The sequence below is a fragment of the Micromonospora sp. GCM10011542 genome (assembly GCF_042650685.1).
Classification (GTDB): Bacteria; Actinomycetota; Actinomycetes; order Mycobacteriales; family Micromonosporaceae; genus Micromonospora.
The window spans coordinates 104,015-127,171 of sequence record NZ_JBHSBO010000003.1 but is presented as its reverse complement, the minus strand read 5'-3'; the positions used below and the strand labels follow the sequence as shown (position 1 = coordinate 127,171).

The following is a 23,157-nucleotide window of genomic DNA, read 5'->3' as shown; positions in this document are numbered from 1 at the left end:
CACGCCGACGACACCGGCCACGCGAGAGAAGTCCGGCTGGGCCGATCCACCCCGGACGGCGCGTGCTCCGTGAAACACTCCGGTCGGGACGACGACGGGGGCGTGGTCGTGTCGAATCCAGAGCAGCGTCGCGGGCGGTGGCGTCCGCGGCTCGACCGGCCGGCGCTCGTCGCGCTGCTGTTCGGGCTGGCCGGCGTCGGATACCGGCTGGTCCTGACGCTTCTGACGGTGCCGGTGTCGAACAGCGACGAGGCCGCGTTCGGCCTCGCCGCGCTGCACATCGCGCAGGGCCGGGAGCACCCGGTCTTCCTGTACGGCCAGCACTACATGGGAATGCTGGAGTCGTACCTGGCGGCGCCGCTGATCGCGGTGGCCGGGCCGAGCTGGCCGCTGCTGCGGCTGCCGATGCTCGTGCTCTACGCGGTCTTCCTCTACCTGATCCACCGGCTGACCCGGCGGCTCTGCTCGCCGTGGTTCGCCACCTTCGTCGTGGGTCTGCTGGCGCTGGGCCCGGAGCGGGTGGTGCGCGACCAGCTGACCGTGGTCGGCGGCCGGCCGGAGGTCAAGCCGGCGGTGCTGCTGATGCTGCTGGTCGTCGTGGGGTTGGCGGCCGGCACGGTCCGCTGGCGGCGGCTGGCCGTGGGACTGTTCGGCCTGCTGGCCGGGCTGGCCGTCTGGTCGGACTGGCTGATCCTGCCGTATCTGGCGGTGGCCGCGCTGGCGCTGCTCTGGGCGCTGCGCCGGGAGCTGGTCGGCTGGGCCGGCGCGCTGCTGGTGGCCGGCTTCCTGCTCGGAGTGGCCCCGATGATCCGGGACAACCTGCGGGCGCAGCCCGGCCAGGACTCGCTGTCGGTGTTCCGGGAGATCAGCACCAAGGCCGGCCCGGCGCCGCCCTGGTCGGAGCGGATCCGGGGCGGCGTACTGGAGGGGGTGCCGCTGGCGCACGGCCTCTGCCCGGTCGACGGGTGCGGCCGCTGGCAGGAGTGGTTCGGGCTGCTCTACCCGGTGCTCCTGGTCGCCGCGGCGGCCCTCGCGCTGGTCGCGTACCGGCGGGCCGCCGGGGCGCCGCGCGGGGAGCGGGTCGGGCCGGTCGTGCAGCTCGCGCTGGTCGTCGGCGCCGCGTTGACCCTGTTGTCGTACGTGCGCAGCCCGCAGGCCGCGACCAGCCCGCTGGACAACGCCCGCTACCTGTCGGTGCTGCAACTGTCCCTGCCGGCGGTGCTCTGGCCGCTCTGGGTGGCCGCGGTGGCCTGCTGGCGGGGCACGGTCGGCGCGCTGGGCCGGCTCACCGGCGCGCTGGCCACCGCCGTGCTGGCCGCGCTGACCGCCACCGTCCTGGTGGTCACCCTGCTCTTCGCGGTCACCGGCACGGAGGCGTCGCGGATCGAGGAGCGCCAGGCCCGGGAGCTGGCCGACGCGCTGCGCGCCGACGGCCCCCGCGAGGTGTACGGGGACTACTGGACCTGCAACCGGCTGATCTTCAACACCGACGAGGAGGTGGTCTGCGGGGTGCTCGACGGCAGCCTGACCCCCGGGCAGAACCGGTACCTGCCGTACTGGCGGCAGGTCGGGCGGGCCGCGCGGCCCGGGTACGTGGTGGAGGTCGGCTCGCCGATGGAGCGGCGGCTGCGCCGGCTGCTGGCCGACCGGCCCGACGCCGCTCCGGTGCGGGAGGTCGGCGGCTATCGCGTGTACCACCCCGACACCCCGGTCCGGCCGTGGCGCTAGGGGCGGGTCGTACGCTGGCCGGGCCGGCGTGTCCGGCACCGCCGCCCGCCCGTCGAGGAGACCCCAATGCTCATCCTGCTGCCGCCCTCGGAGGGGAAGGCCGACACCGGCACGGGCCGGCGGTGGGACCCGGACCGGATGTCACTGCCCGAGCTGAACCCGGCCCGCGAGCAGGTGCTGGACGCGCTGGTGGCGCTGTGCGCCGGGCCGGACGAGGCGGCTGCCCGGGCCGCGCTCGGGCTCAGCGAGGGCCAGGGTGGCGAGCTGCGCCGCAATGCCCGGCTGCGCGCGGCGGCGACCGCGCCGGCCGGCCGGCTCTACACCGGGGTGCTCTACGAGGCGCTGGACCTGGCCTCGCTGCCCGCACCGGCGCAGCGCGCCGCCCGCCGGTCGGTCCTGATCAGCTCCGGCCTGTGGGGCGCGGTTCGCCTCGCTGACCGCATCCCGCCGTACCGGTGCCCGATCGGCGCCCGGCTGCCCGGGGTGGGGGCGCTGTCGGCGTACTGGCGGACGGCGCTGGCGCCGGCCCTGACCGCGGCGGCCGGCACCGGGCCGGTGCTGGACCTGCGCTCCGGCGCGTACGCGGCCACCTGGACACCGCGTGGCGACCTGGCCGCCCGGACGGTGACCGTGCGGGTGCTGCACGAGCGGCAGGTGGACGGCGTGCCGGTCCGCTCGGTGGTCAGCCACTTCAACAAGGCGACCAAGGGGCGGCTGGTCCGCGACCTGCTGGTCGCCGGGGTCCGCCCGCGCACGGCCGACGACCTGATCGGCGCGCTGCGCGAGCTGAAGCACACGGTGCTGGAGCAGTCCGTCGCGCCCGGCCGGCCCCGGCAGGTCGACCTGGTGGTCACCGAGCTGTAGGCCCCGGCACCCGCAAGATTTGCTCAAGGCTGGGTGGCACCAGTTCCGCCCGGGCGGCCTACGGGCCACGGTAGGGGGACCCCGACGCCGACAAGGGAGCGCCTCCGTTGGCCCGTGAACCCGCCCTGCTCGACCGGCCCCGCCCGGCCACGCCACCGCCGCTGGACTGGCTGACCCTGGGCGACGCGTTCGAGGCCGCCTGTCTGCTGCGGTGCACGCCGCCGCCGGCCGCAGCCGGACCGGGTCCGGTCGCGCTGTACCGGTCCACGACTGTGGAGTTCAACCGGGAGGACGCCGCGCAGCGGATGCGGCAACTGCTGCACCGGCTCAACATCCCGGTCACCCACGAGCTGGCCGTCGGCGGCCTGCGCCGCCGCTACGAGCTGCACCGACTCTGGGTGCCTCGGGAGCACCGGGGTGAGTACACGCGGCTGGTTGAGGCCGGCTGGCGGCAGGGGCGCCGGGAGCTGTTGGGCGGGCCGGTGCCGGGCGCGTCGCCGGCCCGCCGGGTGTGGGTGCCCCGGCTCGCCGCCGCGGCGTGGCGCTCCGCGCTGCTGGCCGGTGGGCGTCACGTACGCCGGCACATCCTCGGGGTGCGGCTCACCGACCGGGAGCTGGCCGCGGTGCTGATCCGGGGTGCCAGCCTGCTCGACGTACCGGCCCTGCTCCGCCCGGGCACCGGGTGCTACCTGGTCAGCGTCGCCGACGGCCCGGACCGCGAGCGGATCCTGAGCAGCGCCGCGTTGCAACCGGCGCACCGACCGGCCTGCTGACGGCCACGGGCTTGCGCGCGCCGGTGCCGACGAGCACAGTGCAGCCGTGAGCGAGCGACCCGTCCGGCACAGCAGCGTGGCGCCTCGCGCGAGCCGCCCCGGGCCGGCCCGCCCCGGCCGGCGCCGCGCGACGGGCGCGGTGCTGGCGCTGCTGCTGGCCGTCACCCTGCCCGGCGTCGTGGGATGCCAGGAGTCCCCCACCGAACCGGTGCCGATCCGGATCGCCACCGGCAGTCCCACCGCGGTCTACTACGCCTTCGGGCAGTCGCTGGCGGCCATCCTCAACCGGGAGCTGCCCGGCGTCCGGGCCAGCGTGGTGGTCACCCCCGCCTCGGCGGAGAACGTCCGACTGGTCGGCTCGGGCGCCGCCGAGCTGGGCTTCACCCAGGCCGACGTGCTGCCCACCGGCGCGCAGACAGGTCCGCCGGTGGACGCGGTCGCCCGGGTGTACGACGACCAGCTGCACCTGGTCACCACCGGCGGCGGTCCGGTCCGGACGGTCGCCGACCTGCGTGGTCGGCGCGTCTCGGTGGGCGCCCCCGGCTCCGGCACCGAGATCACCGCGACCCGGCTGCTGGAGGTGGCCCGGCTCGGCGGTGACGGCGTGCGGCGCGAGCGGCTGGGGCTGGACGACTCCGTGACCGCGTTGCGCGCCGGCCGGATCGACGCGTTCTTCTTCTCGGGTGGGCTGCCGGTGCGGGCCATCGCCGATCTGGCCGGGCAGAGCGCCACCCGGATCGTGGACCTCGGCGAGTGGACCGAGCCGTTGCGTGCCCGCTACGGCGAGGTCTACGTGTCCCGGGACATCCCCCGCTCGGTGTACGGGGTGGACCCGGTGACCACGGTGGGCGACCCGAACTACCTGATCGTCCGGGCGGACCTGCCGGAGCGCCTGGTCCGGGAGGTGACCCGGCTGCTGATGGAGCGCCGGGCCGAGCTGGGCGCCGCCCATCCCGCGGCGGGCCGGATGAGTCCCCGCTCGGCCATCGCCACCGCCCCGCTGCCGCTGCATCCAGGCGCCGCCGCCTGGTACCGCTCCGCGAAGCCCTGACCCACCGGCCGCGCCACGAGCGTGGACCTGCGTCACCGCCGGCCGGTGATCTCGGCGGTGTCGGTGGGTGTCCGGGCGGCGGGCGGCCGGGCGGCGTCGGGGTCGGTCAGGTCGGCGTCGCCGTCCGGCGCGGGCGCCGGGAACCAGAGGCCGGCGACCAGGCCGCGCGGCTCCCCCGGGCGCATGGTGAGCCGCCCGTCCGAGGCGTCGACCAGCACCGCCGCGATGGTGAGGCCCAGGCCCGCGCCGTCGACGTTCTGCGCGTCCGGTGCCCGCCAGAACCGCTCCGTCGCCTGACCGAGCTGACTCTCGGTCATGCCGGGGCCGGTGTCACGCACCTCCAGGACCACCCCGTCCTCCCCGCGGCTCACCGTCACCGTCACCACCCCGCCGGCCCCGCTGAACTTCACCGCGTTGTCGATCAGCGCGTCCAGAACCTGGTCGACGGCGGTCGGCACGGTCCGGGCGTACGCGGGGGCGTCGGTCGCGGCCAGGCACAGCGTGACCGACCGGTGCCGGGCCAGGGGCGCCCAGGCGGCCACCCGGGAGGCGGCCACCGCGGCGGCGTCGACCGTGACCCGCTCGTTCTCCTCCCGCTCGGCGCGGGCCAGGGTGAGCAGCGCGTCGAGCACCAGCGCCAACCGGTCGGTCTCCTCCAGCGCCAACCGGTGCTCGGCCCGCCCGTCGGGGTCGGTGAGGCTCGGGCCCAGCTCCTCCACCCGCAGCCGCAGCGCGGTCAGCGGGTTGCGCAACTGGTGGCTGGCGTGCGCGACGAACGCCCGCTGCCGGTCCATCACGTCGGAGACCACGTCGGCCATGTGGTTGAAACTGGCCGCGAGCCGGCGCAGCTCCGGCGGGCCGAGCCGTTGCAGGACGCGCGCGCCCCGGTCGCCCTCAGCGATCTCGTGGGTGACCGCGTCCAGCTCGGTGACCGGGCGCAGCACCCAACCGGCCAACCCGAACGCGGTGAGCACGCAGGCCAGCATGGCCAGCAGTCCCGCCGCGGCGAGCAGCAGCCACCAGGCGGTGACGGTACGGCGGACCGGCCCGGCCGGGGTCACCGTGACCACGGCACCGAGCACCTCCCCGCCGTCGTTGATCGGTACGGCCACCACCACCGGGCCGTCGACCCACGGCCAGACCGACTCGGGGCCGCTGGACTGCTGCCCGGACAACGCCGTGTCCAGCGCCGTCCGGGTGCCCCTGGCGGGCTGCCAGCTCGTCGAGGCGACCACCGTACGCCGGTCCCGGTCGACCACCGCCGCGCCGATGCCGTACAGCTCGTCGTAGCTGCGCAGCTCACCTTCGAGCGGGCCGGGCCCGCCGCCGCGCAGCGCCGGGCCGGCCAGCGAGGCGAACCGGGTCGCGTCGGCGAGCCGGTCGGCGCGGACCCGGTCCGTCTCGCGGGTGGCCAGGGTGGCGGCCAGCGGGGTCTCCAGCGCGATCAGGACCAGCACCATCAGCAGCAGGTAGCTGATCACCAGTCGACGGCGCACGGCAGCCCCTCACTCACCGCGCAGCCGGTAACCGACTCCGCGTACGGTCTCCACCAGGCGGGGGTCGCCGAGCTTGCCGCGCAGCGACCCGACGTGCACCTCGACCGTGTGCCGGTCGGTCCAGGTGGTGCCCCAGGCGTCGAGCAGGATGCGGTCGCGCGGCACCGCGACGCCCGGCTGGCGGGCCAACGACAGCAGTACGTCGAACTCCTTGCGGGTGAGCGCCACGGACCGGCCGTCGACGGTCACCGTGCGGGCGGCCACGTCGATGCGGACCCCGCCGGCCTCGATCAGGTTCCGCTCCGGGACGGTGTGCGCCGCCCGGCGCAGCACCGCCTCGATCCGGGCCTGCAACTCGACCATCGAGAAGGGCTTGACCACGTAGTCGTCGGCGCCGATCCGCAGGCCGAGCACCCGGTCGCGTTCCTCGCCCCGGGCGGTCACCGCGATGATGCCGAGCTGGCTGCTGCGGCGGCGCAGCTCCCGGCACAGGTCGGTGCCGTCCCCGTCAGGCAGGGTCAGATCGAGCAGCACCAGGTCACAGGGGGCGGCGGAGAGGGCCGCGGCGACGGTGGCGGCGTGCTCCACCTCGTACCCGCGCCGGGTGAGGGCCGAAGACAGCGCGGCGGCCACCCGGCGATCGTCCTCGACCAGCAGGATCCGCACCCGTGCCCCCGTCCGTCGCAGCGTCGTCCTGCGAATGGTGGCAGAAGGGCGCGACGAGCGGGAGGGCCGGGTTCAGAGGCCGAACACGTCGTCGTCGAGGCCGTCCCGGACGCCATCGACGAAACCGCGGAAGCCCGGGTCGTCGTGCCGTGCCGGCACGCTGGTCACGGTGACTCCACTGGCCTGGGTGACCGCGTCGATCAGCGGCGGGTAGTCGATCTCGGCGTCGGTGAAGCTGGCGTCGTCCGCCTCGGCCAGGTTGATCACGTGCTGCACGTCGTCGGTGGGGGTGTCGGGATCCTCCGCCCACTCGCCACCGGCCCGGTAGCACTCGTCGTAGAGCGCGCGCTGGCTGTCGGTCCAGTCCTCGTCGTAGCTCTCCATCGTCACCCTCCCGCGGGCCTGCTCCATCTGAGCATGCCGGGCCGCGACGGGCGTCGGCAGCGGTACGGCCGAAACGCGTGCCGGCCCGCGTAGGCTGCAAAGATGATCTACAAGCTGCTGCCCACCGTCGAGTGGGACGACGCCCGGGCGGCCGGCCACCTGGCCGGCTCGGCGGTCGACCGGCAGGACGGCTTCATCCACCTCTCCGCCGCCGACCAGGTGGTGGAGACGGCACGCCGGCACTTCGCCGGCGCCACCGGGCTGACCCTGTTGACCGTGGACCCCGACCGGCTGGGCGCGGCGCTGCGCTGGGAGCCGTCCCGCGGCGGTTCGCTCTTCCCGCACCTGTACGGTCCGCTGCCGATCGCCGCGGTGGTGGCCGCGCGGGCACTGCCCGCGGACACCCCGGTGGCCGACGCGGTCGCCGATCTGCTGCCCTGAGCGGCTCGTTATGCTACGCCGAGTCCGTGCCCGCCCGGGCCTCGGTCGCGAACCTGGGGCGGGCGTGGCAGCCCTGACCGCGCGGGCCGCGGCCGACACCCGCCGTAGCCCGTCGAGCGGCACCGACGGCGCGGCAGCGCGCCCAAACCGATGCGAGTTGAACGATGACTGACACCACTGACCGGTCCCCCTCGGTCTTCGTCCACCCGACGGCCGACGTCGAGGAGAATGCCGCGATCGGCGATGGCACGAAGGTCTGGCACCTGGCCCACATCCGGTCGTCCGCTCAGATCGGCACCGGCTGCGTCATCGGCCGCAACGTCTACGTCGACGCCGGCGTGACCGTCGGCAACCTGGTCAAGATCCAGAACAACGTCTCCGTCTACCAGGGTGTGACCATCGAGGACGAGGTCTTCGTCGGCCCCTGCGCCGTCTTCACCAACGACTTCCGCCCCCGCGCGCAGAACCCGGACTGGACCATCACCCCCACCCTGATCCGCCGGGGTGCCTCGATCGGCGCCAACGCCACCCTGGTCTGCGGCATCGAGGTGGGCGAGTACGCGATGATCGCCGCCGGCTCGGTGGTGACGAAGGACGTGCAGCCGTACCAGCTGGTCGCCGGCAACCCGGCGCGGCCGAAGGGCTGGGTCGACGCCAAGGGCGAGGTCATCTCCCGGGACGTGGAGAACCCGCCGCAGCAGGGCTGAAAAGGCGCGGCGGGGACGGTCGCCGTCGGCGACCGCCCCCGCCGGAGCGGATCCGGAGTCAGCCGCCGATGACCACCCGGCGGACGCCCGCCCAGCGGGCCGGGTCGGTGACCCGGCGGCCGTCGACCAGCACCGTCACGCCAGGCAGGTCGCCCGGGGCGAGGGTGCGGTACTCGGCGTGGTCGGCCTGGATGACGGCTGCGCCGATCGGCTGGCCGTCGTAGCCGGGCAGCCCGTGCGCGGCCAGCTCGTCGTTGGTGTACATCGGGTCGGAGACGTACGGCGTGGCGCCCCGCTGGCGCAGCGCCTCGACGGTCGGGAAGACCCCGGAGAAGGCGGTCTCCTTGACGCCTCCCCGGTAGGCGGCACCGAGCACCAGCACGCCCACACCGGACAGGTCACCGTACGCGGCGGCGAGCAGGTCGACGGCGTACTCGGGCATGGCCGCGTTGGCCTCCCGGGCCGAGCGCACCACGGTGGCGGCCGGGTCGTTCCACAGGTACATCCGCGGGTAGATCGGGATGCAGTGGCCGCCGACGGCGATGCCCGGCGAGTGGATGTGGCTGTACGGCTGGGTGTTGCAGGCCTCGATGACCTTGGTGACGTCGACGCCGACGGTGTCGGCGAAACGGGCGAACTGGTTGGCCAGCCCGATGTTGACGTCCCGGTAGGTCGTCTCGGCGAGCTTGGCCAGCTCCGACGCCTCCGCCGACCCGAGGTCCCACACGCCGTTGGGCTGGGACAGGTCCGGCCGCTCGTCGAAGTCGAGCACCGCCTCGTAGAAGCGGACGCCGTGCTCGGCGGAAGCCTCGTCGACGCCGCCGACCAGCTTCGGGTAGCGGCGCAGGTCAGCGAAGACCCGACCGGTCAGCACCCGCTCCGGGCTGAACACCAGGTGGAAGTCCTTGCCGACGGTGAGGCCCGAGCCGTCCTCCAGCATGGGCGCCCAGCGGCTGCGGGTGGTACCGACCGGCAGGGTGGTCTCGTAGCTGACCAGGGTGCCCGGCTTGAGCCCACGGGCGATCGCCCGGGTCGCGTCGTCCATCCAGCCGAAGTCCGGAACCCCGTCGGCGTCGACGAAGAGCGGCACGACCACCACGACGGCCTCGGACTCGGCGACCGCGGCAGCCGTGTCCGTGGTGGCGGTCAGCAGCCCGGCGGAGACCGCCTCCTTGAGCTTGACGTCCAGGTCGGCCTCACCGGGGAACGGGACGGCACCATCGTTGACCAGCTTGACGACCCGCTCGGAGACGTCGGCGCCGATGACCCGGTGCCCCTTCGAGGCGAACTGCACAGCCAGCGGCAGCCCGATCTTGCCGAGGGCGACGACACAGATGTTCATGACTACTAGTTTCCTCCTCGTGGAAGCCTGCTCCGCAGGCGGGCCGTGAGCCGGCGGGCCGTGACCGGTACGACGGCGATGACGAGCTGCCCCTTGTGGTTCGTCGTGCTGGTGACGACGTACAGCTGAGCGCCCCGCAGCAGCAGGGTCCGCTGGCGGGTCGGCCGGGCCGGCCCACGCAGCGGCGCCTCGCCCGTGCCGCCGAAGGCGTCCAGCCGGGCTCGGACGATCCGCAACTCACCGCCGGGCGCCATGCCCGCCAGCAGCTCGCGCAGCGGGATCCGAGCCCGCACCGTGGTGCCGTCGGCATCCGAGCTGACGACCGAGGTGGCTCCGGCGGTCTCCCCCGCGCAGACGCGGACGTTGCGGACCAGTCGGGACAGGTCGGGTCGCGGACTGCGCGCGGTCACCACCAACGCCCGGTTCCCCTCGAACGCCACCGACACGGTGTCCAGGCGGGCCATCCAGTCGGCCGCCGTGTCAGTGATGTCGAACCAGCGGTCGGACATGCCGAGCCGGGCGTCCCGGAAACCCGGGTAACCGGCGTACCAGTGATCGCCGTCGACCACCGCCGGTGGGATACCCACCTCGGCGTCCTGTCGGATCACCGCCAGCAGGTCGTCGAGCTCACCGTGCCGGGCGACTCCGAGCCGGACCCGGGACTCCACCGGCAGCCGGTCGCGGATCTCGTCGGTGAGATACCGCTCCGCCAGTGCGCGCACCCGAGCGGCGACCTGCTCCTGGATGCCCCGGTCCAACCCCAGGAAGTCGTTCTCCAGGAGCTTGGCGATCTCCCAGGTGAAGTGCCGGAGCAGCACCGCATCGCGGCGCTGGCCCGGCTCGATCAGGTCGGCGACGAACGCCACGATCGACTGAGCGCACCGCAGCCGCTCCAGATGCCGGCTGCGGTAGGTGATGTTGCGGGCGTTCAGCCGGCGGACCGCGTAGTAGTAGTCATAGTCGGCCAGCACCGAGACGCGCCGGGCCCGCACGCACGCCTCGATGGTGAAGGGCTGGTCGCTGCCGACCGGCATGTCCTCGGGGTAGCGCAGCCCGTACTTCTCGATCAGCTCACGCCGGAACAGCTTCGTGTTCGACAACGACCAGGGCAGCGCCGAGTCGAAGAGGTCGACGTCCGAGGCGGTGGTGGCGAAGATCGCCTGGTGGATGTACCGGCTGTTGACGCCGACGGTGCGCCCCAGCACCACATCCGAGTCCCACCGGTCGGCGGCCGCGACCAGGCGCTCCAGCGCCTCCGGACCCAGATGGTCGTCCGAGCCGACGAAGAAGACGTACCGCCCGGTGGCGTGCTCCAGCCCCCGGTTGCTGGGCGCGGCGGGCCCGCCCGAGTTGGGTTGGTGGACGACCTTGACGGTGCCGGGATACTTCCGTGCGAAACGGTCCAGTTCACGGCCGCTGCCGTCGGTGGACCCATCGTCCACGGCGACGATCTCCAACCGGTCCAGGCCGATGGTCTGCTCGACCAGGGAGGTGAGGCAACGGGTCAGGTACGGCATGGTGTTGTAGACGGCGGTGACGACGGTGACGTCGGGTACGGTCACGTGCCGGTCCTCACCGCGGGCCGTGGCTCGTCGCTGGGGGTGGCCTCCTCGGCCGGAGCGCTCGAGGCTGGTGCGGGACGGCCCGGCAGCAGCCGCCGGTAGACGGCGTCGAGGGCCTCGGCCTGCGCCTCCCAGGTCCAGCTCTCCAGCAGCCCGGGGCGGTCGTAGGCGGCCCGGTAGCGGGCCGGGTCGGCGAGCGCGGCGCGGACCGCGCGAACGTAGTCAGCCACGTCCTCGGCCACGAAGACCTCACCCTGGCCGGTCGCACGGACCGTCTCGGCCATCGTTTTGACGTCGCTGACGACCAGCGGCAGCCGGGCATGCGAATACTCGAAGAACTTCGTGATCAGCGCGATCTCGTGGTTGGGCCAGTGGTGGATCGGGATCACCCCGACGTCGGCGCCGGCCAGAAACGGCACCACCTGCCAGTGCTCCACGTACGGCAGCGCGTGCACCCGGTCGCCGACCCCCAGCCGCGCCGCGCGGGCCAGCAGTCCGGAGACGTACGGGCCGGCCGGCTTGTTCACGACCAGCGCGACGTGCACGTCGGGCATCTGCGGCAGCGCCTCGACCATGATGTCCAGCCCGCGCTGCCGGGCGGCCGCACCGCTGTAGACCAGCAGGGGCACATCGGGGCCGACGCCACAGCGGGCGCGCAGGTCCGGCGCAGGGGCGTCCGGAACCAGCTCCATGTGGTCGGCGGCCGGGGCGTTCAGCACCACATCGGGACGCTCGGTCAGCCGGTGCTGCCGCTGCAGCAGCTCGGCCAGCCCGTCGGAGACGGTCACGACGGCGTCGGCGTAGGGGGCGTACTCCCGCTCGTGGGCCATGTGGGCGGGCAGCCAGCGAGCATTGTCCTGCCACGGCTTGAGCCCCGGAAGGAACTCGTGCGCGTCCCAGACGACCTTGATGTCGCGGCCCTGCGCCCGGGCCCTGATCTTGGCCCGTGCGGCCACGCCGAGCATCCGGAAGTCGTTGGCGTGGATGAGGTCCGGCTGCAGCTCGTCCACCACCGGCCCGTACGCCAGCTCGTAGTCCCACAGCCCGGGCTCCAGCCGTCGCCAGGCGCCGTCACCCTTGGCCTGCTGCCAGAACAGCGTGTACGCCCGGTCCCACGGGTTGCGGAAACGGCGCCGCCGATGCGCCTGGGTCAGCATCCAGTGGCGCAGGGAGACCCACTTGCCGACGACCCGGACCGCCAGTTCCTCCGCCTTCACCTGGCGCCGGCGCAGACCCAGCCGCGGAGTGTCGGGGCGGGCCACGGCCAGCTCGGCCGCCCGGACCGCGAGGTCGGCCCGCCACGCCTTGACGCTCTGCTGCCGGTGCGCCGCGACCCCGTTCGGCGGGTACGCCAGCGGCCAGCGCAGCCAGGCCCGGCGGAACTGGTGCCGGCGGAGGGCGAGCGGGGCGGGCATGGCGAGCAGCCGCACCTCGGCCCGGCCGAGCTGCCATTCCTGCGGCAGGCTGCCCGGAGATCGGCCCAGCAGGATGACCTCCCACCCGGCCGCCGCAGCCGAGCGGGCGGCCTTCTGCACCCGCGAGTCACCGTTGACACCGTTGTCGACCAGCATGACAACCCGTCCCCGCGGCATGGCTGCGCCGTTCATCGCCATCGTGCTCGTCTCCGCCTCTCTGCAGACCCCTGGTCGACCTACCGGTGGGGCCGCCGCCGGAGCCGTCGACCCGACGCACCACGACCGGCCCGCGAGCCCTGGCGAGTCTACGCGAGGCTCCCCGTGAGCTGTAGCCACCTCACTGCCGCCCGCCGGGTACCCGCCCGCCTGCCGACCGGCTCGCCGCAGCCAAGGTCGACGCCAGGTCAGCGGGATACCGGGTCCGGCGGCACCAGGGACGTGGTGACGGTCATCTCCGGCCGCAGGCGGCCCAGCTGCCAGCCGATCGACACGCCGAAGACCCCGGCCACCACCACCCGCTCGGTCCGCGCGAGGTCCAGCTTGGGCAGCACCTCCCGGCGGACGATCCGCCAGAGCACGCGGGGGCGGACCACCCGGTACCCGGCGTAGAAGACCGAGGTGTGGAACCAGCGGGCGACCGAGCCGTGGGTGCGCTCGAGCCGGTTCACGGCCAGCTCCGGCCAGAGCGCGGCAGCGCCGCGGGTCCGGCTGCGGGCCACGGAGAGTGCCTTACCCGGCGCCCGGTAGACGAACATCTGCTCGGCCCACAGCACCGGCCGCCGGCGCTCCGCGGCGTCCAGCGGCAGCAGGCGGATCCGTTCGTCGATGTCGGAGCGACGCCACTGCAGCGGGTCGTTGGTGATCACGTCGACGCCATACCCGCGCTCGACGAGCCGCCGGACGTACTGCCGGACGAGCTTGAACTGCGGCGGGCTGATCGCCACCACGACGACACGCGGAGCCTGGCCGCGGTCCGCGGGCACGGCGGCGGACGCCGTAGCCGCCTCGACGACCGCACCCTGCCCGGCGGCCCGGCCAGCCGGCGCGGTGGCCGAGCCAGCCGGCGCGGGGGCAGGGGCCGCCGGCGCGGTGGCCGGGCCCGCCGGCGCGGTGGCGTACACCTCGCGGAGCCGGGCCGCGACCGTCTCCTGTCCGTACCGCTCGACCAGCGTCGCCCGGGCGGCCGGCAGGTCCAGCTCACCGAACCGCTTGCGCAGCTCCCGGAAGCCGTCCACGAGCACGGACGGGTCCGCGCTGACCTCCACCATGAGCCCGGCCCGGCCGTGCAGACCGCGGAGCGTCTCCTGCGCGCCCAGGCTGGCCGCCACCAGGACCGGGGTGCCGCACGCCACCGCCTCCACCACGGTCATGCCGAACGTCTCGGCCGGGCTGGCGTGCACCAGCAGGTCGTGCGTCCGCATGAGCTCCGGCACCTCGGTCGGCGCGACGGCCGGGCGGAGGTCCACCCGGTCACCGTACGGGCTCCGGGCCACCTCCTCGCGGATCCGCTCGACCAGCGGGCCGGCACCGACCAGCGTGAGAGTGGCTGCGCGTTCCTCGGCCGCGACCGCGAAGAACGCGGCGAGCAGCCGGTCCACACCCTTCTGCTCGCTCAACCGGCCGACGTAGAGCCAGCGCAGCAGGTCCCGTGGCGGCTGGGCCCGGGGGGTGAAGTCGCTGAAGTCGATCGCGTTCGGCAGGACCTGCAGCTTGTGCGCGTGGTGCGGGAACTCGTCGGCGACCTCGTCGCGCAGGTGCGGGCTGACGCACAGGAAGACGTCGGCCCGGTGCAGCGCCTCCTCGTAGAGCCGGCGCGCGGCCGGCTGCTTGAAGATCTGCCGCAGGAAGCTGGCGTGCTCGGTGACGACGACCCGGGCGCCGGGGCGGGCCAGCCGCTGCGCGACGACCCCACCGTAGATGCCGGTGTGCGCGTGCACGAGCGGAGCCTCGATCCGCCCGGTCGCCAGCGTCCGGCGCAGCGCCTCGACGTGCCCGAGCGCCCAGGCGGCGTAGTCCCGGTGAGACGAGATCGGCACCGCAATCCGGGTCACCTCCCCCTCCGCCGTGTCCCACACCGGCGGCTCGGCACGCTGGGCCAACCGGCCGGCGGCGAGCGCGATGGCCGCGACGTTGGGCGCGTCCTGCCGGTAGGGCCAGTCCTCGGTGTGCAGCACCGAGACCCGGGCGTGATCCGCCCGGACCGCCGCGATGGTCGCCGGGACGAAGGCCCCGGCCAGCGGGTTGTTGGCCGACGGGTACCAGGGGGTGACCACGGCCAGGTCCGCAGGGCTGGGGCGTCGTCCCGGCTCGGCCGGCGGCTCGAAGGCCACGGTCAGCTCCGGGTGCCGAGCGGCCGCGTCCCAGGCCGCAGGGAAGCCGTACGGGTCTCCGACGACCAGGAGGTCAGCGTCGCGGAGCAGGCCCTTGTCGTCGCGCAGGAGCTGACGTGCGGCGCGGGCGGCGGCCCGGGAGTCGGCGGCGCCGACCCGGCGCACGGTGCTGCCGGGCGGCAGCGTCACGTCACGCCATTCGGGCAGGTCGGGCAGGACGAGCGCGACCTGCACCCCCTCCGCGTGCAGCCGCTCGGCGTGCTGCGTGGCGGCGCGGACCCGGTGCGGGCCCAGTGCGAGGTAGACCACCTTGGTGGGAACGGACTTCACCGGGACTCCTCCACCAGCGCGCGCATTCGAGTCTCCCACGGGCGCAGGGTCGCGTCCCGGGTGTACTGCTCGGCATGGGCCAGTGCGGCGTCGTACCGGGCCCGGTCCGATTCTCGGGCCGCCTTGGCCGCGGCGACGAACGACTCGGCCACGACGTCCGGGTCGAGCCGATCGCCGGCGAACCAGAGCGGATAGCCCGCCAGCACCTCGGCCGCGGCGATGTCCGGCCGGTGCACCGAGACGATCGGCTTGCCCGCGGCCATGTACTCGAAGATCTTGCCCGAGGTGACGTACTTCGCGCCCGGGACGCAGAAGACCAGCACATCGGTCTCCCCGTACACCCGCGCCACGTCGGCCTTGCCGAAGGCGCCGCGGTAGCGGACCCCGGCGTCCTCGTGTGCGGCCAACTGCTCGTGCAGCGCCTCCGCGGTCTGCGCGAAGAAGCCCAGGTGACCGTGGATGTGCAGCTCGGCGTCAGCCAGCATGGGATCGGTGCGCGCGCGGCGCCATCCCTCGAACAGCACGTCCAGCGGCAGGTACGGGGTCACCGTGCCGAGGTAGCCGAAGCGCAGCGGCCGGTCCGGCGCCGGCGGGCGGAACTCGGGGCGGCCGACGAACTCCGGCTCCCACCCGTTCGGCACCACGGTCATCCGCTCGGCGGCGAACGGGTACCGCTCGGCGTACCACTGGCGCATGCCGTCGTTGACGTAGACGATCTCGGCCGCGTCCCGCAGGATCCGGGACTCCCACTTGGCGGTCCGCGTGCCGGGGCCGAACCGGACCTGCTCGGTGAACTGGTTGAAGGTCCACGCGTCGCGGTAGTCGACGACGTAGGGCACCCGCCAGGTGCGGCCGAGGAACCAGGCCGCGGCGAAGGAGACAAAGGGGTTGCCGGTGGCGATGACCAGGTCGAAGCGACGGCGAGCGTGCAGCTTGGCGGCCCGACGCAGCAGGCCGGGGATCCAGCCGATGTAGTGCTCCGGCAGGAACACGCTCTGCATCCGCCGGTAGAAGCGGTCGGTCAGCACGGGTACGGCCTTGCGCAGCCGGCTGAACCGGCGCACGTCCGTCTCCCAGTGGTACGTGTTCATCGGCGGCCGCTCGACGCGCACCCGCGAGTCGACCGTCGCCTCCAGCGTCTCGTCGCTGCCGTCCTCCAGGTAGTAACTGAAGAACTCCCGGGGGGCGGTGATCACCGTCACGTCCCAGTCCGACTCGGCGAAGTGGTTGGCCGTGGCCCGCGCCCGAAAGACCCCGCTGCCCCGGCTCGGCGGAAAGAAGAACGCCAGGTAGAGCACGCGGGGCCGGCGGACCGGATCGCCCGCCTTCTCCTGTGGGGCGGTCGCCACCCGGTCGGCACCGGCGGATCCTGTCGACTGGTCGGCCGCACTCGCTCCAGCGGGGCCGGTCGACTCTACGTCTCGTCGCATCGCGCTTTCTTCGGTCGATGTCGTGGCCGCGGCGGGGGCACCGGGCCGGCGGTCGGGGAACACTCAGGTGGACAGGCTGCTCGACGCCTCCACATGGTGCCGCACGTCCGGCTCGTCCGCCCGGGCCGTGCGGCCCGGACGACCGTCCTGGGCCGACGGCAGCAGGCGAGAATAGAGCTCGTCCAGCACCGTCGCCTGCGCCTCCCACGTCCAGCCGGACAGCAGGCCCGGGCGCTCGTACGCCTCCCGGTAGCGCTGCGGATCGGCCAGCACCAGACGGAGGGCACGGACGTGGTCGTCAACGTCGTCCGCCCGGAACACCTCGCCCTGACCCGTCGAGCGCACGGTCGCCGCCATGGTTTGCACATCGCTGACCACGAGCGGCAGTCGGGCGTGCGAATACTCGAAGAACTTCGTGATCAGAGCGATCTCGTGGTTGGGCCAGTGGTGGATCGGAATCACCCCGACGTCGGCGCTGGCCAGGAACGGCACCACCTGCCAGTGCGGCACGTACGGTAGCACGTGCACCCGGTCGGCCACCCCGAGCTCCGCGGCCCGGGCGAGCAGCCCCTGCACGTAGGGCCCGTCCGGCCGGTTGACGACGAACGCGGCGTGCACGCCGTCGAGCTGGGGAAGTGCCTCGATCATCGTGCCCAACCCGCGCTGCTCGGCGGCGGCCCCGCTGTAGACGATCAACGGCACCTCCGGCCCCACCCCGCAGCGGGTGCGCAGGTCGGGAACCGCCCCGCCGTCGGACTCACGCGCCTCCGCCGGCAGCGCCTCCGGGGCGTTCAACACCACGGTGGGAAGCTCCCGCAGCCCGTGGGTGGTGCGCAGCAGCTCAGCCAGCGAGTCCGAAACGGTCAGCACGGCGTCCGCGTGCGGCGCGTACTCCCGCTCGTGCGCCACGTGCGCGGGCAGCCATCGGGCGTTGTGCGCGACCGGCCGAACCCCGGGCAGGAACTCGTGAGCGTCCCAGACCAGCTTGATCGTGCGCCCCTTCGCCCGGGCCCGGATCTTCGCCCGCGCGCCCACCCCGAGCATCCGGAAGTCGTTTGCGTGGATCAGGTCCGGCGCCAACCGGTCGATGACCGGCCCGAAGGCGACCTCCCAGTCCCACAGCCCGGGGGCCAGCCGCCGCCACGCCCGGTCGCCCATCACCCGCTGCCAGAACGCCGTCCACGCGCGGTCCCATGGTCCGTGCAGGGTGCGGGGTGCGCGGCGCTGCTGGGCGGCCCGGAACTCGACCCACCGCTCAAGCCAGCCGGCGGCGACCTCCTCCGCCCGGAGCCGGGGCGACGCCGATCGGGCGGCCCGCAGCCGCAGGTCGGCCTTCCAGGCGCGCACCCACTGCCGGCGGTGCGCGGCCAGCCCGCCGGGTGGGTACGCCAGCGGCGCCCGCAGCCAGCGGCGGCGGTACTCGTGCCGCTGCCGGGCCAGGGTGGCCGGGACGGGCAGCAGCCGAACTTCGGCCTCGCCCAGCCGCCACGTCTCGGGGAGACCGGACGGTGACCGCCCGAGCAGGATGACCTCCCAGCCCTGGGCCGCGGCCGAACGGGCGGACTTCTGCACCCGGGAGTCGCCGGTGACGCCGTTGTCCACCAGCATCACGACCCGCCCGCGGCTGGCACCGTCGGCAGCTGTGGGAGTCATCCGACGCGTCCCCTTCGTCGTTCCGCCCCGGTCGAGGCGTGGAGAGTCTAGGGTAGCCACCGCCCTGCGATGGCTAGACTCCCCCTGTAAGGTCGCCGCAGCCCATGGTCGGCGGGGTCCGTCCGCGTCGGGACGGGACAGGCGGCACGGCGCCGACCCCCCGGCCGTCCCAACGACTCTGGAGTACCGCCACGTGAAGGTCGTCAGCATCGTCGGCGCTCGGCCCCAGCTGGTCAAACTGGCACCCATCGCCGGCGCCTTCGCGGGCACCGGGCACCGGCACGTGATCGTGCACACCGGCCAGCACTACGACGCCGACCTGTCCGACGTGTTCTTCGCCGGCCTCGGCATTCCCGCACCCGACGTCCACCTGGGCATCGGCTCGGGCAGCCACGGCGTCCAGACCGGGCACGCGCTGGCCGCCCTCGACCCGGTGCTGGCGGCGGAGCGGCCGGACTGGGTGCTGGTCTACGGCGACACGAACTCCACGCTGGCCGGGGCGCTGTCCGCGGTCAAGCAGCACCTGCGGGTCGCGCATCTGGAGGCGGGGCTGCGCTCCTTCAACCGGCGGATGCCCGAGGAACACAACCGGGTACTCACCGACCACGCCGCCGACCTGCTGCTCGCGCCCACCGAGGAGGCCATGGGGCACCTGCGGAACGAGGGCCTGGCAAGCCGCTCGGTGCTCGTCGGTGACGTCATGGTCGACGTCTGCTTCGCCGTCCGGGACACCGTGCTCGCGGCCGGACCGGCGCCCGTGCTTCCCGCCGGCATCGATCCCGGCGAGCCGTACCTGGTCGCCACCATGCACCGCGCGGAGAACACCGACGATCCGCACCGGCTCGCCGCGCTTGTCGACGCACTGGCGGCTCTGCCGGTGCCGGTGGCCCTGCTGGCCCACCCGCGGCTGTCGGCCCGGGCCGAGGAGCACGGCGTCAAGCTGGAGCGGGGGGCGCTCCGGGTCGGCCGGCCCCTGCCCTATGCGGACATGGTGGCCGCCGTGCTCGGCTCGGTCGGCGTGGTGACCGACTCCGGCGGGTTGCAGAAGGAGGCGTACCTGCTGGGCCGCCCGTGCACGACGCTGCGCCCGCAGACCGAGTGGCCGGAGACCCTGAACGGGGACTGGAACCGGCTCCTGCCCGACCCGCATCTGCTGGGCCCGGCGGCGTTGGCGGCGACCACCGCCCGACCGGCCCCGACCACGGCCCGCGGCGAACCCTTCGGGGATGGACGGGCCGCGCAGAAGGTCGTCCAGGTGCTCGCCGACGCCATCGCCTGAACCCTCCGCCCGGCATCACTCTCCCCTCATCCCCCACCGAAAGAGATCGCCGACAGCACGATGCAGATCAGACTTCCCTCCCTCGTCACCCGCGCCCGCGCCGATCACCGGCCTCCCCGTCGAGGCGACCGGCCGCATGTCGTCTACCTGGCCATCGGCTTCCCGCCCGCCGCCAAGAGCTCCGCGTACCGGATGCGCGAGACCGCCAACCAGTTCGCCGCCCGGGGCTGGGACGTCACGGTCATCACCATCGCCGACGAGTCCTGGGAGCGGGAGTACGGCCTGGACCACACCCTCTCCGACGGCGTCGACCCGCGCATCGTCGTCGAACGGCTGCCGCTGGCCCGTGCGGACCTGGAGACCGACATCCGGGCCTTCTCCGAGGCCCGCTCGCTGCACCCGCAGCGGTGGATCGAGGAGCAGCGCCGGCAGGAGCTGCGGATCTTTCCCGAGCCGGTGTTCGGGGGGTGGCGGGCAGAGCTGGAGCGTGCGGTGCTGCGGGTCCACCGGGAACACGCGGCCGACCTCCTGATGACGACCTGCGCGCCCTACGTCAACCTCGCGGTGACCTGGCGGCTGTGGCAGGAGCACCGGGTGCCGTACGTCATCGACTTCCGCGACGGCTGGTCGGTGGACGTGATCGGCGGCAAGGCCGCGTTCGACCGGGACTCCGCGGCCGGCCGCTGGGAGGAGAAGGTGCTGGCTGAGGCGCGGGCGGTGTGGTGCGTCAACGAGCCGATCGCGGACTTCTACCGGGAGCGGTACGAGGCTCTGCGCGACCGGGTCCGGGTCGTCCGCAACGGCTACGACGAGGACTGCGTGCCGAGCGCCACCCACCGGGCCGATCCCGCCGAGGGGCTGACCTTCGGATACCTGGGGTCGATCAACTTCGCGCCCGCGCTGCTCGACTCGGTGCTGACCGGCTGGCGGTTGGCACGGCGGCAGGATCCGCTGCTCGCCCGGAGCCGGTTCGAGGTGCGCGGGCACATCGGGGCGGGCGCGCTGCGCGAGGCGAACGCCCACATGGAGTTGTTGCGGGCCGCCGCAGGCGACGGCGTCGAGTTCGGCGGACCGGTGGCCAAGGCGGACGTCGCCGCCACCTACGGGCGGTGGGACGCGCTGGTGCTGATGCTGGTGGGTGGCCGCTTCGTGACCTCCGGGAAGGTGTACGAGTACGCCGCGAGCGGGCTGCCGGTGGTGTCGGCGCACGAGGTCGACCACGACGCCTCAGCGGTGCTGGCCGGCCATCCGCTGTGGACCGGCGCAGTGGGGCTCGATCCCCGGCGACTGGCCGACTCCTTTGTCCGGGCGGCACGGCTGACGGTCGAGGCGACCGACGACCAGCGCGCAGCCGCCCGAACGCACGCCCGCCGGTACGCCCGCGGCGCGCAACTCGCCCCTGCGGTCGCCGAGGCGACCGCCGCGGTCGGCGGTGCGGCGATCGCCGGCCCGGGCAGTCACGGCACCTCCAGCGAAGGCGGACAGGCATGACGAAGGTGCTCATCGTGGTCGGTGAGCGGCCACAGCAGAAGTCGGTGCTCGTCGAGGCGCTGCGTCGGTTCCGCGAGCAGGGTGCCGCAGTCGGGATCGTGGGTGACTTCGACCCCGACGAGTTGGGGCTGGAACCCGGCCTCGCCGAGGTCCGTGCCCTCCCCGTCGAGCCGGCGGACCCGCGGCTGCGCCGGCGGCTCGCCCGGGTCCCCGAGCCGTCCCGCGCCCTGTGGCTGCGCGTGTGGGCTGAGACCTGGGTGCGTCGCCGGCTGCGGGCCGCCGACGTGCTCGTCGCGCTCGACCCGACGGCCGTCCACGCGGTGTGGGAGTTGGCGCAGCGGCAGCCACGGGCGGACGCCTGCAACGGGATCGGGGCGGCCGGGCGGCTCGTCCAGGCCCGGCAGGAGGGCACGCACCGGGTCGCCCGGACGTCCGTGCGCCTGTCCGCGCGGACGGGCATCGTGGTGCGCGGGGCGCGCCGGACGGCGGTGACGGGGGCGCGGCAGTCGCTGGAGGTCGCCCTGGCGCCGGCGGTGCTGCGCAGCCGTGCCGGCGGTCGGCTGTGGCGCGCGGCGGTGGCCGCCCCTGGTCTACCCGAGCGGGTCCGAGCGGCCCTCGCGTACCGGGTGCACCTAGGGTCGGTGCAGGCGGGGCGACCCGGCCTCGCGGCCGCGACGACCGCCGCCGCCACGGGCCGGATCGCCGGCGGCAAGGGACGGGCCGACCTGCTGACCCGGGAGGCCACCGCCGAGCTGGACCTGGGTCACGTCCCGGTCTGTCTGACCACCGCGGTCGCGGCCGAGCTTGCGCTCGCCGACCAGTTCCTGGCACGTCAGCCGGCCCGGGCCGCCAAATCGTTGTACAAGGCGTTGCGCTTGCTGTTCCACCGGGTGCCGCACTTCGATCAGCTCTCCTCACCGCTGGCCGAGCAGCCGGTCGAGTTCCTCGCCCCGCTTCTCGCCAGCGCGACGGCGCGCGCCGCGACCACCCCGCGCGGGCGGCGGACCCCGCCGGCCACTCCTCCGGCGGACCGGCCGCTACGGCTGCTCATCATGACCAACGGCAGCGCCCACTTCCTTCAGGAGATCAAGCAGCGATACGCCGAGACACCGGGGGTGGAGCTGCGCTACCTGCACCTGGCCGACGACCCGGTGGCGGCGCCGCTGACCCACCAGCCGGCCGGCATCGTGGAGCATCTCGTCGCCGGCCAGAGCGAATACGGCAACCGGGTCGAGGAGTGGCTGCGTCCGCACCTGGACTGGGCCGACACCCTCTTCGTCGACTGGTGTGTCGCCGCGGCGGCCATGACCACCCTGGTCGATCCTGGTGACACCCGGATCGTCATGCGGCTGCACAGCTTCGAGGCGTTCAGCTACTGGCCGCATCTGATCGACTTCTCCCGGGTGGACGATCTCGTCTTCGTCTCGGACCACCTCCGGGACTTCACCCGCGAGGTGGTGCCCGCCCTCACCGGTGACCGAGCGCCCGCCCTGCACGTCGTATCGAACGCGATGGACCTTCGGCGGTTCGAGCGGGCGAAGGACCCGGCGGCCCGCTTCACCCTCGGCCTGATCGGCACGAGCGCGGTGGCCAAGGACCCGCGGTGGGCGATCGAGGTGCTGCGTCTGCTCCGGGCGGACGACGAGCGGTACCGGCTGGTACTGGTCGGTGGCGGCCTCGACGTCGAGGCCAGCGCGTCCGTCCGCCGCTACCAGGCGGCGTTGTCGGCGGACCTGGCGGAGTTCGAGCCCACCGGCGCGATCACCCGGATCGGCCACGTCGACGACGTGCCCGAGGTCCTCAGCGGCATCGGCGTCATCCTCAGCAGTTCGGTGCGGGAGAGCTTCCACTGTGCACTGGTGGAGGGCGCGGCCAGCGGGGCGGTGCCGGTCGTGCGCGACTGGCCCTTCTTCGCCGGTCGACCGACCGGGGCGCACACCCTGTTTCCCGCGGATTGGGTGGTCGGCACCCCGGCGCAGGCCGCGGAGCGGATCCGGGCGGTCACCGCGAGCGAGGCCGTCTGGCGATCCGAGGGTGCCGCCGCGGCCGAGCACGTGACGAAGACGTGGGACTGGAGCGTGGTCCAGCACGACTTCGACGAACTCTTCCTGCCCGGCCGCCGGCACTGACGGCCGCCCGGTCGGGGCCGGCCCGGCCCCGACCGGGCGGTCGATCGGCCCCGACCGGGCGCGGACGTGCCGACGGGCACGTCGGG

The 23,157-nt window shown here is 74.1% G+C and carries 18 protein-coding genes; 9 read left to right on the top strand and 9 right to left on the bottom strand.

What is annotated here, in order from left to right; genetic code table 11:
- Window positions 1-108 precede the first annotated feature (108 nt).
- The 4 genes from ACFOW4_RS01135 to ACFOW4_RS01120 all read left to right on the top strand — a co-directional run bounded on the left by ACFOW4_RS01135 (window position 109) and on the right by ACFOW4_RS01120 (window position 4,416).
- The gene (locus ACFOW4_RS01135) at window positions 109-1,728 is read left to right on the top strand and encodes a hypothetical protein (protein WP_377523626.1); all 1,620 of its coding nucleotides are present in this window, start codon (window positions 109-111) and stop codon (window positions 1,726-1,728) included.
- A 66-nt stretch (window positions 1,729-1,794) separates the two neighbouring features.
- Window positions 1,795-2,592 (top strand): peroxide stress protein YaaA, encoded by a 798-nt coding sequence (gene yaaA, locus ACFOW4_RS01130; RefSeq protein WP_377523624.1) that lies wholly within the window; start codon window positions 1,795-1,797, stop codon window positions 2,590-2,592.
- 107 nt (window positions 2,593-2,699) lie between these two features.
- On the top strand, window positions 2,700-3,365 hold the full coding sequence (locus tag ACFOW4_RS01125) for a hypothetical protein (protein ID WP_377523623.1): 666 nt from the start codon (window positions 2,700-2,702) through the stop codon (window positions 3,363-3,365).
- Window positions 3,366-3,441: 76 nt separating this feature from the next.
- Window positions 3,442-4,416: a TAXI family TRAP transporter solute-binding subunit gene (locus ACFOW4_RS01120; protein WP_377523676.1), complete on the top strand. Its 975-nt coding sequence runs from the start codon at window positions 3,442-3,444 to the stop codon at window positions 4,414-4,416.
- Window positions 4,417-4,448: 32 nt separating this feature from the next.
- On the opposite strand, the gene ACFOW4_RS01115 is transcribed toward ACFOW4_RS01120, so the two are convergent.
- The 3 genes from ACFOW4_RS01115 to ACFOW4_RS01105 all read right to left on the bottom strand — a co-directional run bounded on the left by ACFOW4_RS01115 (window position 4,449) and on the right by ACFOW4_RS01105 (window position 6,962).
- Entirely contained in the window at window positions 4,449-5,912 is a 1,464-nt protein-coding gene (locus tag ACFOW4_RS01115; protein WP_377523621.1) for an ATP-binding protein, read from the bottom strand.
- A 9-nt stretch (window positions 5,913-5,921) separates the two neighbouring features.
- The gene (locus ACFOW4_RS01110; protein WP_377523620.1) at window positions 5,922-6,578 is read right to left on the bottom strand and encodes a response regulator transcription factor; all 657 of its coding nucleotides are present in this window, start codon (window positions 6,576-6,578) and stop codon (window positions 5,922-5,924) included.
- Window positions 6,579-6,650: 72 nt separating this feature from the next.
- On the bottom strand, window positions 6,651-6,962 hold the full coding sequence (locus ACFOW4_RS01105; protein ID WP_377523618.1) for a hypothetical protein: 312 nt from the start codon (window positions 6,960-6,962) through the stop codon (window positions 6,651-6,653).
- A 102-nt stretch (window positions 6,963-7,064) separates the two neighbouring features.
- Between ACFOW4_RS01105 and ACFOW4_RS01100 the strand changes: the two genes are divergently transcribed.
- Together ACFOW4_RS01100 and ACFOW4_RS01095 are read left to right on the top strand one after the other, a co-directional pair.
- Window positions 7,065-7,403, top strand: coding sequence for a DUF952 domain-containing protein (locus tag ACFOW4_RS01100; protein ID WP_377523617.1), 339 nt, complete (start codon window positions 7,065-7,067; stop codon window positions 7,401-7,403).
- A 164-nt stretch (window positions 7,404-7,567) separates the two neighbouring features.
- Window positions 7,568-8,110 carry an acyltransferase gene (locus tag ACFOW4_RS01095; protein WP_377523615.1) on the top strand — a complete coding sequence of 181 codons (543 nt, stop codon included), beginning with the start codon at window positions 7,568-7,570 and terminating at the stop codon, window positions 8,108-8,110.
- A gap of 58 nt (window positions 8,111-8,168) precedes the next feature.
- On the opposite strand, the gene ACFOW4_RS01090 is transcribed toward ACFOW4_RS01095, so the two are convergent.
- From ACFOW4_RS01090 to ACFOW4_RS01065, 6 genes are all read right to left on the bottom strand, one after another.
- Window positions 8,169-9,452, bottom strand: coding sequence for a nucleotide sugar dehydrogenase (locus ACFOW4_RS01090; RefSeq protein ID WP_377523614.1), 1,284 nt, complete (start codon window positions 9,450-9,452; stop codon window positions 8,169-8,171).
- A gap of 5 nt (window positions 9,453-9,457) precedes the next feature.
- Window positions 9,458-11,014, bottom strand: coding sequence for a glycosyltransferase family 2 protein (locus ACFOW4_RS01085; RefSeq protein WP_377523612.1), 1,557 nt, complete (start codon window positions 11,012-11,014; stop codon window positions 9,458-9,460).
- Window positions 11,011-12,585: a glycosyltransferase family 4 protein gene (locus ACFOW4_RS01080; protein ID WP_377523611.1), complete on the bottom strand. Its 1,575-nt coding sequence runs from the start codon at window positions 12,583-12,585 to the stop codon at window positions 11,011-11,013. Before ACFOW4_RS01080 ends, ACFOW4_RS01085 begins: the two co-directional genes overlap by 4 nt.
- Window positions 12,586-12,833: 248 nt before the next feature.
- Window positions 12,834-15,089, bottom strand: a complete 2,256-nt coding sequence (locus tag ACFOW4_RS01075) for a glycosyltransferase family 4 protein (protein ID WP_377523609.1) — start codon at window positions 15,087-15,089, stop codon at window positions 12,834-12,836.
- Complete coding sequence (locus tag ACFOW4_RS01070) at window positions 15,086-16,519, bottom strand: glycosyltransferase (RefSeq protein ID WP_377523608.1); 1,434 nt, start codon at window positions 16,517-16,519, stop codon at window positions 15,086-15,088. The genes ACFOW4_RS01075 and ACFOW4_RS01070 overlap by 4 nt, the downstream gene beginning before the upstream one ends.
- Window positions 16,520-16,582: 63 nt before the next feature.
- Window positions 16,583-18,172, bottom strand: coding sequence for a glycosyltransferase (locus ACFOW4_RS01065; RefSeq protein WP_377523606.1), 1,590 nt, complete (start codon window positions 18,170-18,172; stop codon window positions 16,583-16,585).
- A gap of 193 nt (window positions 18,173-18,365) precedes the next feature.
- Here ACFOW4_RS01065 and wecB point away from each other — a divergent pair, with 193 nt between their 5' ends.
- Genes wecB through ACFOW4_RS01050 form a run of 3 tightly spaced genes read left to right on the top strand, consistent with a single transcriptional unit; the run spans window position 18,366 to window position 23,071 of the window.
- Entirely contained in the window at window positions 18,366-19,451 is a 1,086-nt protein-coding gene (gene wecB / locus ACFOW4_RS01060) for a non-hydrolyzing UDP-N-acetylglucosamine 2-epimerase (protein WP_377523605.1), read from the top strand.
- Between the two features lie 60 nt (window positions 19,452-19,511).
- Complete coding sequence (locus tag ACFOW4_RS01055; RefSeq protein WP_377523603.1) at window positions 19,512-20,942, top strand: glycosyltransferase; 1,431 nt, start codon at window positions 19,512-19,514, stop codon at window positions 20,940-20,942.
- The gene (locus tag ACFOW4_RS01050; protein ID WP_377523602.1) at window positions 20,939-23,071 is read left to right on the top strand and encodes a glycosyltransferase; all 2,133 of its coding nucleotides are present in this window, start codon (window positions 20,939-20,941) and stop codon (window positions 23,069-23,071) included. Before ACFOW4_RS01055 ends, ACFOW4_RS01050 begins: the two co-directional genes overlap by 4 nt.
- Window positions 23,072-23,157 lie beyond the last annotated feature (86 nt).